We start from the raw sequence: 16,408 nt of genomic DNA on the forward strand, positions 1-16,408 counted from the left end.
AACTAAATAAAGAAGAGAAACGACAATGACTGCTTTTTTAACAATTATAATAGTACTATTTATAGCTATTGCAATTTGGCAAATGGTGAAGATATTTGATTTGGCCCAAGTGGGTGCTTCAAATTCTCAAATTGCCGATGATAAGGACAACAAACTTAATGGCTATTTAATGATAGGTTTCTTAGTCTTCATTTATGTTATAACGATCGTGAGTATCGTTAAATGGGGAGACTTACCATTATTGTCCAATTCTGCCTCAGAACACGGACCACAAATCGATAACTTAATGACCATTTCATTGGTAATTATCTTTATCGTACAAACCATTACTCAGTTCTTATTACACTACTTTGCCTTTAAATACAAAGGTGAAAAAGGAAGAAAGGCTTTATTCTATGCCGATAACAACAAATTGGAAGCTATCTGGACTATTATTCCTGTAATTACTTTGGCAGGTTTGATTATCTACGGTTTGTTCACTTGGACAAGCATTATGAATGTAGATGAAGATGCCGATCCTTTAGTAGTAGAACTATATGCACAACAGTTTAACTGGAAAGCACGTTACGCTGGTCAAGACAATGTATTGGGTATGGCTAACGTAAGATTGATTGATAACGACCGTGCCAACATCCTTGGTTTGGATGAAGCAGATCCAAACGCTCAAGATGATGTAATCACTACAGAATTGCACTTACCGGTTGGAAAACCTGTATTGTTTAAAATGCGTTCTCAGGATGTATTGCACTCTGCCTACATGCCACACTTTAGAGCACAAATGAACTGTGTTCCAGGTATGATTACTCAGTTTGCATTCACTCCAACAATCACGACTGCTGAAATGCGTCAAAACCCAGATATCGTTGATAAAGTGAAAAACATCAACGACATTAGAACAGAGAAAAGTAAAGAGTTAGTTGCTGGTGGCGATGAAGCTTTAGATCCTTATGAATTTGATTATTTGCTATTGTGTAACAAGATTTGTGGAAAATCTCATTACAATATGCAAATGAAGATCATTGTTGAAACACAAGAGGAATATGACGCTTGGATTAAGGAGCAAGCAACTTTTAAGAATACTATAACAGCTAACTAAAAAAGATTAAAACGATATAAGATTATGTCAGCACACGCAGATACTCACGCTCACGACGATCACGGGCATCATCATAAAGAGACTTTCGTAACTAAGTACATCTTTAGTATGGACCATAAGATGATTGCCAAGCAGTACTTGATTACAGGTACTATCATGGGAATTATCGGAATTGTTATGTCGCTTATGTTCCGTATGCAAATTGCATGGCCGGAAGAACCTAATGTGCTTTTTGAAGCATTATTAGGAAAATGGGCACCTAATGGTGTTATGGATGCCGATATTTATTTGGCTTTGGTTACTATTCACGGAACCATCATGGTATTCTTTGTATTAACTGCTGGTTTGAGTGGTACGTTCAGTAACTTGTTAATTCCATTGCAAATTGGAGCAAGAGATATGGCCTCAGGATTCCTTAACATGGTATCTTACTGGTTGTTCTTCTTGTCAAGTGTTATCATGGTATTGTCTTTGTTTGTTGAAGCTGGACCAGCTGCAGCAGGATGGACTATCTACCCGCCACTTTCTGCTTTACCAATGGCGCAAGGAGGTTCTGGAGCAGGTATGACACTTTGGTTGGTAGCTATGGCTATTTTCATTGCATCTTCTTTGTTAGGATCTTTGAACTATGTGGTAACTGTTATCAACTTGCGTACAAAAGGAATGTCTATGACACGTTTACCGTTGACTATTTGGGCATTCTTTGTAACTGCTATCATCGGTATTATTTCATTCCCTGTATTATTATCTGCAGCTTTGTTATTGATCATGGATAGAAGTTTTGGAACATCATTCTTCTTATCTGATATCTTTATCCAAGGTGAAGTATTGCATTACCAAGGAGGTTCTCCAGTATTGTTTGAGCACTTGTTCTGGTTCTTAGGTCACCCTGAGGTATACATCGTATTATTGCCTGCATTGGGGATCACTTCTGAAATTATCTCTACCAACTCACGCAAGCCTATCTTTGGTTACCGAGCGATGGTAGTATCAATCTTGGCAATTGCATTCTTATCGACTATCGTATGGGGTCACCACATGTTCGTATCAGGTATGAACCCATTCTTAGGGTCTGTATTTACCTTTACAACATTATTGATTGCAATTCCATCGGCTGTAAAAGCATTCAACTATATCACAACGCTTTGGAAGGGTAACTTGCAAATGAACCCGGCAATGTTGTTCTCTATTGGTTTGGTATCTACGTTCATCACTGGAGGTCTTACCGGAATCATCTTAGGGGATAGTGCTTTGGATATTAACGTTCACGATACATATTTCGTAGTGGCTCACTTCCACTTGGTAATGGGGATCTCTGCATTGTACGGAATGTTTGCTGGTATCTACCACTGGTATCCAAAAATGTTCGGACGGATGATGAACAAAAACTTGGGTTATATCCATTTCTGGATTACTGCTATCTGTGCTTACGGAGTATTTTTCCCAATGCACTTTATTGGAATGGCAGGTTTACCAAGACGTTACTATACTAACTCTAACTTCCCATTGTTTGACGATTTGGCAAACGTAAACGTAGTAATTACTGTGTTTGCTTTAATTGGTGGAGCGTTCCAGTTGGTATTCTTGTACAACTTCTTTAGCAGCATGTTCTTTGGTAAGAAAGCTGAACAAAACCCATGGAAATCCAACACCCTTGAATGGACTACTCCAGTAGAGCACGTTCACGGAAACTGGCCAGGGGAAATTCCTCACGTACACCGTTGGGCATACGATTACAGTAAGCCAGGTCACGATTTGGATTTCGTACCTCAAAACGTTCCATTAATGGACGGAGAAGAAGAATTACAACACTAAGAGAATTCAATTCTTATAAATCATATCAAGCCTTTCTGAGTTTTCAGAAAGGCTTTTTGTTTATCTTTGCTTTTGTATGAATGACAATTTAAACCCCTCCAATGAACACTTTTCCCCAGAGGAAATGGATGTTGAAAAGGCCTTGCGCCCCTTGTCCTTTGATGACTTTACAGGACAGGATCAAGTATTGGAAAACCTCAAGATTTTTGTAAAGGCAGCGAACCTTAGAGGTGATGCTTTAGACCATACCTTGTTTCATGGCCCTCCCGGACTTGGTAAAACGACCTTGGCACATATTTTGGCCAATGAACTTGGGGTAAGCATCAAAGTAACTTCTGGCCCTGTTTTGGACAAGCCTGGAGATCTTGCTGGCTTGTTGACCAACTTGGATGAGAGGGATGTATTGTTTATTGATGAAATCCACCGTTTGAGTCCTATTGTGGAAGAGTATCTGTACTCGGCCATGGAGGATTATAAAATTGATATCATGATTGAATCTGGCCCTAATGCCAGAACCGTTCAAATCAACTTAAATCCGTTTACACTTATAGGTGCCACTACAAGATCTGGATTATTGACATCGCCCATGCGTGCCCGTTTTGGTATTAGCAGTAGACTTCAATATTATTCTACGGAATTGTTATCTACCATTGTTGAACGTAGTGCCAATATCTTAAATGTGCCAATTTCCATGGAAGCAGCTATAGAGATTGCGGGGAGAAGTAGAGGAACACCTCGTATTGCCAACGCATTGCTGCGTAGGGTACGTGATTTTGCCCAAATAAAGGGAAATGGTAGGATTGATATAGAAATTGCCAAATTCAGCTTAAAAGCCCTTAATGTGGATGCCCACGGACTCGATGAAATGGATAACAAGATCTTGACCACCATTATCGATAAGTTTAAAGGCGGCCCTGTTGGAATTACCACTTTGGCAACGGCTGTAAGTGAAAGTGGAGAAACTATTGAAGAGGTCTATGAACCATTTTTGATTCAGCAAGGATTTATCATTCGAACCCCAAGAGGGAGAGAAGTCACCGAATTGGCCTATAAACATCTTGGAAGAGTTAAAGGTGGTATTCAAGGGGGATTATTTTAAAAGATTAGAACGGAGGATGCAAAAACCTGATAAGTTCTTTCTAATTCTTGCTCTGATTTTAGTAGTTAGTTGCTCACCTAATGGAAAAGAGACAAGAATCTTGCAGTTCAATGCTATTTTAGGAAAAGAAAATGTTTCTACTTTAGATTTTTTGGTTTCCGATTTTGAAAATGATTTTCTGCGGAGGCAATATCCTAATCTTAAAACAGAAAAAGCCTACCGACAGTTTTTGACTGAATTACGCGATAACAAAACTGTGGAATGGAAGAGTGTGTCTCAAATTGCAAAGGCTAAATTTGATTCAGGTGATTTAAGACTTGAGATTTATGAATTTCCTGACTCGGTCTGGATCCTAGATAATAGTTCTTTTGACAAAATTGGGTCCGATTCAATAGCTTATTTAGAAAGTTCTTTGCCATATATTAAATCAAGGTTTAAGTTCACTGATGAAGAAGGGAGAACTGAATATACTTATTCAAGAACTTACGGTGAGATATCTCCAAATTCAAATTATGACTCAATCATTAAAAGAGAAATTAATAGCCCTAGATTTAACTATACAGGTAAATACTTTCAAGCATTAGAATTAATAAAAAACACGAGTGATTTTCAAGGGAAATTGTTTGAAGTCAAGGAAAGTGTAGGTATTATGGATGCAAGTGAAATGGCAAAAATGATGTTGAGCTATGACATTGATTTAAACGACGAATTGAATAAAAGATTAATAATACTTGAATTGGCATATTAAGAAAGGCATCGTCATAATACAATAAATAAATTATTTGCTTTACTCAAATTGATTTCCATGACTAAGTACACATATCCCAATAGAGTTTCTTTTTTAAAGTTTGTGTTGAAGTCATCGGAAATTGCCAAGAATCCAATTCCATTTCATAAGAAAATGTTTGCCGCTAGTGGAGAATCTTTCAGCATTAAAACGCCTTTCAATCCACCAATTATCTTGACTAAAGATGCAAAGATCGCCAAGCATATTCTTCAAAAGCAGCACAAACTGTATGAGAAGTCCAAACTGCAAACCCAGTTTTTGTCGAAATATGTGGGGTATGGACTTTTAACGTCTACGGGAAGTTATTGGCTCAAGCAACGTCGGCTAATTCAACCTGCATTCCATAAAGATAAATTAAAACAGTTGGTGGCCATTATTGATACCACCATCAATGAGCAGGTCAACAGTTTTCCAACGGATAGGATGGAAGAATTATACCCGTTGATGAATACTTTGGCTTTTGAGGTGGTTGCCAAATCACTTTTTAATTTTTCTGCCGATCAAAATACCCTAAACCGACTTCAGTTTATAATTGCCGAACTTCAAAACTTCATTGTTAAGGAAATACGCCAACCCCATAAACGTTTGTGGTATCACTTAAAAGGGGAGATGAAATATCACCAGAAGTTGGTTAAAGAGAGTAGGGAGATCATTGAAAATATAATTATCCAACGAAGAGCGTCAAAGGAACAGCATGATGACTTGTTGGACATGTTGTTAAAGGCAGAATATGAAGATGGCTCACACATGAGCAACAACCAACTGATTGATGAAATATTGATTTTGTTTGTGGCTGGCCATGAAACTACTGCCAATGCTTTGACTTTTACATTGTTTTTATTGGCGACAAATCCTAACGTATTGGAAACGGCAAAAGCCAATTCAATGCCTATTCCTGAGGCTGTCCAAGCTTTTGATGCCCTTCCGAAACTTACATACATTAAACAATGTATTGAGGAGAGCATGCGTTTATACCCATCAGCTTGGATTACCGATAGGGTAGCTTTGCAAGATGATACTTTAGGAGAATTTCATATCAAAAAAGGAACCTTGCTAGGCGTTTCTATCTATGAAATGCACCGAAACCCAATGTATTGGGATACTCCAGAAGTGTTCAATCCTGATAGGTTTTCAGAGGAGAATAAAAAGGCAACAGCCTTGGCGTATATGCCTTTTGGTGCTGGTCCACGTTTGTGCATTGGGAACAATTTTGCCATGTTTGAAATGATGTTGGCCATTAATGCCATCCTTCAAAAATTTGAAATCTCTACGACTCAAACGGAGGTTAAAATCAATCCACTTATCACCTTAAAACCTGTGGATGTTGAAATGGCGTTTCAGCCGATTCATTGAAAAGCTTAATTAGCGAAGCTATATTTCCACACGACTATAGATTTTCAATTAAATGATTGAAAATTACAATTTATTGAAGATTTTATCATAGTCAATTCCCAAGCTTGATTGTAATTTTATCTTAGAAAATGGCTAGTAAAGCTTAACGGCTTTTTCGGTGTTATTTCTTCCTAGGCACAGCATTATTACATTGCTAATCATCATAATATTGCATTTTAGGTTTGTTTAAGCCGATAATGTTTTAATCCTTTTTTAGGTGTAATTGTTAAGAATCATCAATCAAAATAAATCATTCAATCAAAAAACGAACAATTATGAAAAAAATCATTATCGGCTTAATGTTTATTGGTTTCGCCCACCAAATGAATGCCCAATTTGACGAAGGAGTGCATGGCATTCACCTAAAACAAGTGGAGATATCCACAATCAATGCAGATTATACTAAAAAGGTTATTGACAACAATGCGGCAAAAGCCGTAATCAACCTTCAGAAAGAAGTTGCCAGGTTTGATATTGCTAGCTCAGAATTCTATGGAAAAGGATACGATATCTATCAATTGAAGTTTGAAGACCAAGAGTACCGAAAGGGAAAAATTTATGCCACTTTTGATGAAGATGGAAAAATTCTAAGATCATTTGAAAAATTTAAGAACATCTTATTGCCTTTATCGGTAAGGAGTACAGTTCATGAACTGTATCCAGAATGGGAGCTTAAAAAAACGTCTTATGAAGTATCCTATTATTATAATGCGGAGGCAGAAAGAACCTATTACGTACAAATCATGAAGGATAAACAGAAAAAAATACTTCGACTAGACACGTCTGGAAGATTATTTTAATTTGTGATTAGCTTGAAAAATCGCCTTGTTTGCTTGGCGATTTTTCTTTGTGAGTTCATTGTTAAAAGTGAATGTTCAATATTTTGTATATTTAGTAGTTGCCCCTTTTAGTTTTTTAAGACGATAAAAATGTATGGATAATGTGGGCTAAACGAAAAACTTTCCTTGTAATTCTGATTACCGCAATTTGGTTTCAGGTTAGGGCTCAAACGGTTAAAAATGATTTTGAGTCCACTTATTTTGAAATTGAAAATGAACCTTGGGCATATGTTCATGATATGTTTAAAGGCCAAGATGAATTTTTGTGGTTGGCCACTTCACTAGGACTTTACAGATTTGATGGAAGAGAGTACAAGCGGTATGCACAAAATACCCACAATCCCAATGCTATCCCAAGTAATTTTATTTATGCTGTTTGTGAAGACAAAAATGACCGTATTTGGGTAGCCGGTTTTGATTTTGACTTAGCTTATTTGGATAAAGGTAGTGATGCTTTCACAAAAGTAGAACTGGAGGGCTTTAAGGAATTAGGAGGGCAGGTTTGTAAAATTATTGCTACTAAAGAACATCAATTGTTGCTTCTTACCAGGGGAGCAGGCTTGATAGAATTTACCAATATTGGCACTCCGGAAAGTTCATTGCATTATTACTTTAAAGACATTAATTTTCTTTCAGTCAAAATTGATGAAGAAGGTAAAATTTGGCTAGGTACGGGTCAAGGGTTGTACTCTATTTCAAATTCCAATGACATTGAAAGAACTTTTAAGCAAGAACTGGATCTTAAAGGAGGAATTCATTCTATAGAAATTGAACAGGATAAGTTGCTCTTGGGAACAAATACAGGCTTCTTCATCTACAATCAACAAACTTCTACCCTAAAAGAAATTGAACTGCCATTTTATCAAAATAGCCCAGGTATTGTAAGAAATGGAATTGTTCATATTAGTGACAGTAAATTTTGGATTTCCATTGGTTGTAAAATTTTGGAGTTCGATGCCAAGACAGAGAGTTTTAAGGATAATATTACCACAAAGAGTAACAACTTACCCTTCGCAGGTTATGGTAAGTTGTTAAATTTTGGAAATAATCAAATTGTATCTGTGTTTCGAAAGGGGGTGTATTTGTTTGATTTGAACCAATCCTTTTTTGGAAATATTGGAATTTATGACCTCAATGATGAATTCTCAGAATGGGGGGCCTTACTTTCTGTATTGGGAGATTCTGGTGATCTATGGTATGGAAAATTTGAGGGAGGATTGAGCTTAAGGCGTGATGGGGAGGAATACTATTTTAGTCTAGATGAAGTACATGGCAAACAGCAAAGGGGATATCCCCAAGTAATGTGCTTGGCTAAGGATCTTACTACCAACAGGATATGGTTTGGAGGAAATTTTGGATTGGGATATATAGATTTGCATACATTTAATCCTGAATTTCCTAAACTGCATATTTTTTCGTCTTCGAGTAAGGGGATGTTTTATCTCCCTGTTTATAGAGTTACCTGTATTCAGGTAGATTCAAATGGGGTAGTTTGGATTGGTGCTTCGGGGCAAGGTGTTTACAATATCCTTGAAATAGGTAAAGAGAAATTTGAATTTAATCACCTAGATGCAACTTCAGAATCCATAAAAAATGCACATACCAATTTCCCTACGTCACTTTTGGTGCAAGATAATGCTGTTTGGGTAGGTACTTTAGGAGGGGGACTCTTGTATTTGGAAAGATCACCTGATTATAAATCGGCCAAAATAGTCAATCATTATACAAAAAGTGAAAATCAAAATTCCATTTGTTCCGATTATATTTTGGATATGGGGCAGGATAATGAAGGCGCTATATGGATTTCTACTTATGGTGGGCTCAGTAAATATTTGGGAGGTGACAAGTTTAAGTCCTGGACAGAAATCCCCAATGTGAATAATGTTGTTTTTCCAAGCTTGTTAAGCGACAATCAAAACAATATTTGGCTGACAACCTATGGAGAAGGATTGATTAAATACAATCCCAAAACAGATACATTTCAGCAATACAGCGCTACAGAGGGAATCAAAAATTTTGATTGGTCTAAAGGAAGATTTAAAAGCCCAGACGGCCGATTGTATTTTGCAGGAGATTTTGGGGTTACTTATTTTTATCCAGAAAAAGAGCTAGAGAATAGTGTGTATAAGGATATTTATTTGTCAAATGTCAAGGTAGGACAGGGAGAAGAACAGGTGACATTCCATAATGACGGAACGACGCCTAACATAAAACTTAAATATGATGAATTTCCCTTGCAGTTGCATTTTTCAACACTAGGATATTCTTTAGAAGCCTTGGGAAATCTATATTATCGTATCAATCCAGGAACTGAGGGTTGGAGTAAAATGGTAGGCACCGATTTACAACTTATAGACTTGCCTGCAGGAAGCTATTCCTTGGAAGTTAATGGAAGTGATTTTAATGGCCTGTGGGATAAACCTCCTTTTACAATACACATGGATATTGCCGGGCCTTGGTGGAGTTCAAATTTGGCAAAGGTTGTTTATTTTTTACTTTTTATTTCTGGCATTTTTTGGTTGTATCGATTCTTACTCTCAAGAAAATTGGCCCTAGAGGAATCTAGAAGATTGAAGGAGGTCAATGATTCCATGGCACATTTCTATTCTGGGATTACCCATGATTTTAGAACGCCTATCACGGTAATTTTGGGGATTACAAAATATTTGAAAGAGATGATTCCTAAGGCACACACGTCCAATTTGAATTTGATAGAAAAAAGCGCTTCCAATTTGGTACATATGGTAGATAATATTATCGAACTATCAAGAAATGAAAAGGGTTTGATGGACCAGCAAATGGTTCAGGGAGATATAATTCCTTATATACTTTATCTTTCCTCCAGTTACCAAACTTTGGCAGAATTGAAGCATATCAATTTCGACGTAGAAATAAAGCAGCAATCCATTGTCATGGATTTTGATAAAAACTATATCAAAAGCATTTTGGGAAATCTTTTATCCAATGCTATAAAATTTACACCCAATGCAGGGAAGGTGTCTTTAGTTTTAGCAAGACAAATTAATAAGTTGAATATTACTATTACTGATTCTGGAATAGGAATCCCTTTCGAGGAACAGAGCAAGATTTTTGAAAAATATTACCAATCCAAAAATGCATATAAAATATCAGAAAAAGGTTCTGGAATTGGATTGTCATTAACAAAACAATATGTTGGAATTTTAAAAGGGACTATTAATTTGGAAAGTTTGCCAGGTGTTGGAACGAAGGTGGAATTGTCGCTTCCAATTCATAATACAGCCCAGCATATTCATGAACCTTTGGAATGCAGTGAAATTCAACATAGAAACGAAAATTTAAAACAGTTCCAGGAATTGGATAGGCAAAAGCCAAATATTTTAGTAATTGAGGATCATGAAGATGTAAGGAGTTATTTGCGGTTAATTTTGAATAAAACATATGATGTAATCATGGCCATCGATGGAGAAGAAGGAATTGAGTTGGCAACTAGCTATATTCCAGATCTTATCATCTGTGATGTTATGCTGCCAGATATAGATGGTTTCCAGGTTACCGAAAATTTAAAAGAAGGAACCAAAACAGATCATATTCCAATTGTCATACTTACAGCAAAGGCAGGTCATTCCAGCAAATTGAATGGTTTTCATAGAGGGGCAGATGCCTATTTAACGAAGCCATTTGATGAAAAGGAGCTTTTTGCTGTTATAGAAGGCCTTATTAAAACAAGAGAATGTTTGGAGAATAAGACTGTTGGTTTAATGCCTTCTCAAAAAAATGGACCTTTGGGAAACTCACATCTTAATTTTGTGGAAGAGGTTAACCAAACCTTGTTAAGCAATTATCAAGATACCCAGTTTGGACCTAAGGAATTGGCTGAACATTTGGCCATGAGCGATTCGCAATTGTATCGAAAAATAAAGTCGGCCTTCAAGGTGTCTCCTGTGCAATACATTCGTTCCTATAGACTTAAACAAGCCAAAATGTTGTTGGGAAATACCAGTAAGTCAATTACGGAAATATCATATGAAGTTGGCTTTAATGATGCGTCCTATTTCTCCAAGGTTTTCAAGAATGAATTCGGTGAAACGCCTACAAAATTTCAGTGAGCAAGATTGAAAAGTAGGGCCTTTCATAAAACTATTCATGAAAGTTGAATGATTCGTACTAATAATTGAATGAAATTTCCAATTTAAGGAAAGGGGCAAAATGTATCTTTAGTACAATTTCTCTCTAAGGTCTTTAGGTAATGATTGATAGCAATAAGTATAACTTTAAAACGTATCATTATGTTAACCAAATGCCTTTCATTAAAAGCTCCAACTGATTTTTTTAAGAACACTATCCTGACTGTTACCAAGCTTATCTCTTTTTTGGTGCTAGTTGGATTGTTGTTTTCGTGCAGTTCCAATGAACTAACAGATGAGGAACCTGAATCGGTTTTGTCTGCTTCTTCAGCTAAAGCTTCTTCTTCCCCAGGTGTTCCCCAATTGATGTATGAGGGAATTGTGGGTGGTGCAGGAAGTGCCATTGGACCCGGTGGCGATTTATTCGTAACTGAAACCGTTACGGGAGAAATCTCTCGTTTTAACTTAAAGACTTGGGAAAAAACAACATTTGCCAGTGGCTTGCCCACCATGATACCTGCCGTTGGTATAGGAGGTGCCATGGACATTGCCTTTATTGGAGGAACAGGCTACGTGATAGTATCTTTAGTAGGACCTTTTTTCGGGACTCCCGATGTGGTTGGAATTTACAGAATCGATGGCCCAAATAGTTTTACGGTGATTGCAGACCTTGGAGCATTTTCCGAAGCAAATCCACCAAACACAAGCTACTTTTTGCCAATGGGTGTTCAATATGCTATCGACACTTTTCAAGGGGGGCTTTTAGTAACCGATGGCCACCATAACCGCGTATTGCATGTCACCACCGATGGAGAGATTACGGTAATGCGGGCCTTTCCTAATATTGTTCCTACAGGCTTGGCAGTTTCTGGCAACAAAATTTATATGGCAGAGACTGGCCCAGTGCCTCATTATCCTGAAGATGGCAAGGTGGTTTATTTCACGGAAAATTCCACTTATGCACCGCCGGTAGCTTCAGGTTCTTCAATGTTGGTAGATGTAGAGTTTGGACTTGGCCAAAGTTTGTTTGCTCTCTCTCAGGGAACCTGGAATGGTCTTGGAGAAGGTTCCGAGGCTTTTGAAAATACGGGAGCTTTGGTTAAAGCTAATCAAGATGGAACGTTTAGCGAAATAGCCACAGGTTTAGATAGGCCAACATCTCTAGAAATTGTAAAAAATACAGCTTACATGATAACTCGCGATGGAGAAATTTGGTCTGTTGAAGATATCGCAAGTGGACCTTATGGTAATTAGAATGAGTTAATACAGATAGACTTTTCAATAATAAATGATATTGCCGACTTATGTCGGCTTTATTGTTTAGTTTTTTCGCTGTACATTGGCTAAATGAAATCCCTGCAATCCTATACAAAAAGTATTAAAGACGAAGCCAAACGACTTGGTTTCTTGTCCTGTGGCATTAGTAGGGCTGGGTTTTTGGAAGACGAAGCTCCTCGATTGGAACAATGGCTTAACAGTAACATGCAAGGTGAAATGCGTTATATGGAAAACCATTTCGATAAGCGCTTGGATCCTACAAAACTGGTTGAAGGAAGTAAAAGTGTCATTTCCTTACTGTTGAATTATTTCCCCGAAAAAACACAGGAAGATACCTCCTTTAAGTTATCCAAATATGCTTACGGAACCGATTATCATTTTGTCATCAAGGATAAATTAAAACAATTACTTGAGTTTTTAAATGAAGAGATTGGCGAAGTCAATGGACGTGCTTTTGTAGATTCTGCTCCAGTCCTTGATAAGGCCTGGGCCGCCAAATCTGGGTTGGGATGGATTGGAAAAAATAGCAACCTCCTCACCAAACAAGTTGGATCCTTCTATTTTGTTGCAGAACTGATTGTAGACCTTGAGTTGGAATATGACGCGCCAACAACCGATCATTGCGGAAGTTGTACCGCTTGTATCGATGCCTGTCCTACGGAAGCCATTGTCAATCCCTACGTGGTAGATGGCAGTAAATGCATTTCCTATTTCACTATCGAACTTAAAGACAACATTCCTACAGAATTCAAAGGCAAATTTGACCATTGGATGTTTGGTTGTGACGTTTGCCAAGACGTATGTCCTTGGAACCGATTTTCAAAACCTCACAGTGAGCCGCTTTTCAATCCACATCCAGATTTACTATCCATGACCAAAAAAGATTGGGAAGAAATCACTGAAGAAACCTTCAACAAAGTCTTTAAAAAGTCTGCAGTTAAGCGTACTAAGTTGACTGGATTAAAAAGAAATATTCAGTTTCTAAAAGATTAGAGTTTCATCTACAGGATTATTACATTTGTAATTCATATTAATCCAAATTTTATATGAGTAAACAAAGCAAACGCCGTGAGGCTTTGGTGTATCATGCCAAGCCAACTCCTGGGAAAATTCAAGTAGTTCCTACAAAAAAATACGCCAGTCAAAGAGATTTGTCCTTGGCCTATTCACCTGGAGTAGCGGAACCATGTTTAGAGATCGCTAAAAAAACAGATAACGTTTATAAATATACCGCCAAAGGAAATTTGGTAGCCGTAATTTCCAATGGAACAGCCGTTTTGGGACTAGGTAATATTGGCCCAGAAGCTTCCAAACCCGTGATGGAAGGTAAAGGATTGTTGTTTAAAATATTTGCTGATATCGATGTGTTCGATATTGAGGTAAACACTGAAAATATTGACGAATTTATCCAAACCGTAAAAAATATTGCGCCTACTTTTGGAGGAATCAACCTTGAAGACATCAAAGCGCCAGAAGCTTTTGAAATAGAGCGTCGCCTAAAGGAAGAGTTGGATATTCCAGTGATGCACGATGACCAGCATGGAACGGCAATTATTTCTGCAGCAGCATTAATCAATGCCTTGGAATTGGCAGAGAAAAAAATAGAGGAAGTTAAGATTGTAATCAGTGGAGCTGGAGCAGCTGCTATTTCCTGTTCTAGATTGTATCAGGCCTGTGGAGCTAAACTTGAAAACATGGTGATGTTGGATAGTAAAGGTGTGATCAGAAAAGACCGCTCAAATTTAACTCCTGAAAAGGCCGAATTCGCGACACATAGAGCCATTGATACTCTTGACGAAGCTATGGTAGATGCCGATGTGTTTATAGGACTTTCTACTGCCGATATTGTTTCGCCAGAGATGTTGAAATCAATGTCAAGCGATCCTATTGTGTTTGCTATGGCCAACCCAGATCCTGAAATTGCTTATGATTTGGCCATTGATACACGAGACGATATTATCATGGCCACAGGACGTAGTGACCATCCTAACCAAGTAAACAATGTGCTTGGGTTTCCATTTATTTTTAGAGGAGCTTTGGATGTGCGTGCCACAAAAATAAACGAAGAAATGAAAATGGCTGCCGTAGTGGCTTTGGCAAAATTGGCCAAAGAACCGGTGCCAGAACAAGTAAATATAGCCTATGGCGAGACTCGTTTGGCTTTTGGTAGGGAATATATTATTCCAAAGCCATTCGATCCAAGATTAATTGCAGAAGTACCGCCAGCCGTGGCAAAAGCCGCGATGGAGAGTGGTGTTGCCAAAGAACCTATTATCGATTGGGATAAATATAAGGAATCCCTAATGGAGCGTTTAGGTTCGGATAATAAAGTGGTTCGATTATTATTGAATCGCGCCAAAATGAATCCGAAGCGTGTGGTATTTGCAGAGGCAGATCAACTGGATGTGTTGAAAGCAGCACAAATTGCCCACGAAGAAGGGATTGCCTTTCCAATACTTTTAGGGCGTAGGGAAGAAATTGAAAAGTTAAAGCTAGAGATCGATTTTGATGCAGACGTGCCAATCATCGATCCAAAGTCGGATGAGGAGTTAGACCGCCTAAACAAATATGCCGAGGTCTATTGGCAACAGCGCAAACGTAGAGGGGTGACTTTGTATTCTGCTCAAAAAGTAATGCGCGAACGCAATTATTTTGCGGCTATGATGGTAAACGAAGGCGATGCCGATGCCCTTATTTCTGGGTATTCACGTAGTTATCCTTCGGTTGTGAAGCCTATGCTGGAACTTATTGGAATGGCCAAAGGCGCTACCCGCGTTGCTACTACCAACTTGATGATGACACGCCGTGGCCCAATGTTTTTGAGTGATACCGCAATCAATATGGATCCATCTTCAAAAGATTTGGCGAAGATTGCCCAAATGACGGCTAAAATTGTGAAAATGTTTGGAATGGAGCCAGTAATGGCCATGATTTCCTATGCCAACTTTGGTTCTTCCAAAAATGAACGTACCACCAAGGTAAGGGATGCCGTAGAGTATCTTCATAAATATTACCCAGATTTAATTGTTGACGGGGAATTGCAGACGGATTTTGCTCTTAACAGTGAAATGTTGCAGGATATATTTCCGTTTTCAAAATTAGCTGGTAAAAAGGTAAATACACTTATTTTTCCAAATCTTGAAGCGGCCAACATTACCTATAAACTTTTGAAAGAGCTGAACCAAGCAGATTCCATTGGGCCTATCATGATGGGGATGCGTAAACCAGTGCACATTTTGCAATTGGAGGCCAGTGTGGATGAGATTGTCAATATGACGGCCATAGCAGTTATCGATGCCCAGCAAAAAGAAAAAAGGGAGCAGGAACTCAAGGCATCAGAAGAAAAGTAACCTCCTCTCATTGTAAATAATTTTATTACATTTGAGAGGTTTAAATGATGCTATTTAATGATTACACATATTCAGGGGAAACTTGTTGAAAAGAATCCAACCGATGTCACCATAGATTGTAATGGAGTGGGCTACCTACTCCATATTTCTTTACATACCTATTCAAAAATTCCAGATCAAGAAAATTTGAAGTTATATACCCATTTGCAGGTAAGGGAAGATGCCCATACCCTTTATGGGTTTTCTTCTATTTCTGAAAGAGAGATTTTTCGTTTGTTGATCTCTGTAAGCGGGATTGGAGCCAATACAGCAAGGACCATGTTATCTTCCTTAACACCCAAACAAGTAAGGGAGGGAATCGCTACTGGAGATGTAGCCTTGATTCAGTCGATTAAGGGAATTGGAGCCAAAACAGCACAACGAGTTATTTTGGACTTGAAAGATAAAATTTTGAAAGTCTATGATATTGATGAACTTTCGGCGCCTCAAAGCAATACCAACAAGGATGAAGCGTTATCAGCATTAGAAGTTCTAGGATTTAATAAGAAGCAGGCTGAAAAGGTCGTAGACAAGATCATTTCAGACCAACCAGATGCGAGTGTGGAAAGCCTTATCAAGGAAGCTTTAAAAAAATTATAATAGAGAT

11 protein-coding genes are annotated in these 16,408 nt (G+C 37.9%); all 11 read left to right on the forward strand.

Annotated elements, in window-relative coordinates:
* The first annotated feature begins 25 nt into the window (after positions 1-25).
* The 11 genes from AC6I5C_RS16200 (at position 26) to ruvA (ending at position 16,401) form a co-directional block, all read left to right on the forward strand.
* On the forward strand, positions 26-1,096 hold the full coding sequence (locus AC6I5C_RS16200; protein ID WP_053978112.1) for a cytochrome c oxidase subunit II: 1,071 nt from the start codon (positions 26-28) through the stop codon (positions 1,094-1,096).
* Between the two features lie 24 nt (positions 1,097-1,120).
* A complete protein-coding gene (locus tag AC6I5C_RS16205; protein WP_497906053.1) occupies positions 1,121-2,911 on the forward strand; it encodes a cytochrome c oxidase subunit I in 1,791 nt (596 codons plus the stop codon).
* Between the two features lie 76 nt (positions 2,912-2,987).
* Entirely contained in the window at positions 2,988-4,010 is a 1,023-nt protein-coding gene (gene ruvB, locus AC6I5C_RS16210) for a Holliday junction branch migration DNA helicase RuvB (protein WP_053978114.1), read from the forward strand.
* A 16-nt stretch (positions 4,011-4,026) separates the two neighbouring features.
* Positions 4,027-4,758 (forward strand): hypothetical protein, encoded by a 732-nt coding sequence (locus AC6I5C_RS16215; protein WP_497906054.1) that lies wholly within the window; start codon positions 4,027-4,029, stop codon positions 4,756-4,758.
* Between the two features lie 57 nt (positions 4,759-4,815).
* A complete protein-coding gene (locus tag AC6I5C_RS16220; protein ID WP_497906055.1) occupies positions 4,816-6,150 on the forward strand; it encodes a cytochrome P450 in 1,335 nt (444 codons plus the stop codon).
* Between the two features lie 314 nt (positions 6,151-6,464).
* The gene (locus AC6I5C_RS16225; RefSeq protein WP_497906056.1) at positions 6,465-6,989 is read left to right on the forward strand and encodes a hypothetical protein; all 525 of its coding nucleotides are present in this window, start codon (positions 6,465-6,467) and stop codon (positions 6,987-6,989) included.
* 140 nt (positions 6,990-7,129) lie between these two features.
* Complete coding sequence (locus AC6I5C_RS16230; RefSeq protein WP_497906057.1) at positions 7,130-11,116, forward strand: hybrid sensor histidine kinase/response regulator transcription factor; 3,987 nt, start codon at positions 7,130-7,132, stop codon at positions 11,114-11,116.
* 180 nt (positions 11,117-11,296) lie between these two features.
* Complete coding sequence (locus tag AC6I5C_RS16235; protein WP_497906058.1) at positions 11,297-12,388, forward strand: ScyD/ScyE family protein; 1,092 nt, start codon at positions 11,297-11,299, stop codon at positions 12,386-12,388.
* 93 nt (positions 12,389-12,481) lie between these two features.
* The gene (queG, locus tag AC6I5C_RS16240) at positions 12,482-13,405 is read left to right on the forward strand and encodes a tRNA epoxyqueuosine(34) reductase QueG (RefSeq protein ID WP_497906059.1); all 924 of its coding nucleotides are present in this window, start codon (positions 12,482-12,484) and stop codon (positions 13,403-13,405) included.
* A gap of 53 nt (positions 13,406-13,458) precedes the next feature.
* A complete protein-coding gene (locus AC6I5C_RS16245) occupies positions 13,459-15,762 on the forward strand; it encodes an NADP-dependent malic enzyme (protein WP_497906060.1) in 2,304 nt (767 codons plus the stop codon).
* Between the two features lie 57 nt (positions 15,763-15,819).
* Positions 15,820-16,401 (forward strand): Holliday junction branch migration protein RuvA, encoded by a 582-nt coding sequence (gene ruvA, locus AC6I5C_RS16250; RefSeq protein WP_053978119.1) that lies wholly within the window; start codon positions 15,820-15,822, stop codon positions 16,399-16,401.
* Positions 16,402-16,408 lie beyond the last annotated feature (7 nt).

The organism is Mangrovimonas sp. sgz306409 (genome assembly GCF_059735265.1).

Excerpts from the sequence above, each read along its gene's own strand:
- ruvB (WP_053978114.1), top strand. The coding sequence starts at position 2,988 with ATGAATGACAATTTAAACCCCTCCAATGAACACTTTTCCCCAGAGGAA.
- AC6I5C_RS16235 (WP_497906058.1), top strand. The coding sequence starts at position 11,297 with ATGTTAACCAAATGCCTTTCATTAAAAGCTCCAACTGATTTTTTTAAG.
- AC6I5C_RS16245 (WP_497906060.1), top strand. The coding sequence starts at position 13,459 with ATGAGTAAACAAAGCAAACGCCGTGAGGCTTTGGTGTATCATGCCAAG.
- AC6I5C_RS16225 (WP_497906056.1), top strand. The coding sequence starts at position 6,465 with ATGAAAAAAATCATTATCGGCTTAATGTTTATTGGTTTCGCCCACCAA.
- ruvA (WP_053978119.1), top strand. The coding sequence starts at position 15,820 with ATGATTACACATATTCAGGGGAAACTTGTTGAAAAGAATCCAACCGAT.
- AC6I5C_RS16200 (WP_053978112.1), top strand. The coding sequence starts at position 26 with ATGACTGCTTTTTTAACAATTATAATAGTACTATTTATAGCTATTGCA.
- AC6I5C_RS16205 (WP_497906053.1), top strand. The coding sequence starts at position 1,121 with ATGTCAGCACACGCAGATACTCACGCTCACGACGATCACGGGCATCAT.
- AC6I5C_RS16215 (WP_497906054.1), top strand. The coding sequence starts at position 4,027 with ATGCAAAAACCTGATAAGTTCTTTCTAATTCTTGCTCTGATTTTAGTA.
- AC6I5C_RS16220 (WP_497906055.1), top strand. The coding sequence starts at position 4,816 with ATGACTAAGTACACATATCCCAATAGAGTTTCTTTTTTAAAGTTTGTG.
- AC6I5C_RS16230 (WP_497906057.1), top strand. The coding sequence starts at position 7,130 with ATGTGGGCTAAACGAAAAACTTTCCTTGTAATTCTGATTACCGCAATT.
- queG (WP_497906059.1), top strand. The coding sequence starts at position 12,482 with ATGAAATCCCTGCAATCCTATACAAAAAGTATTAAAGACGAAGCCAAA.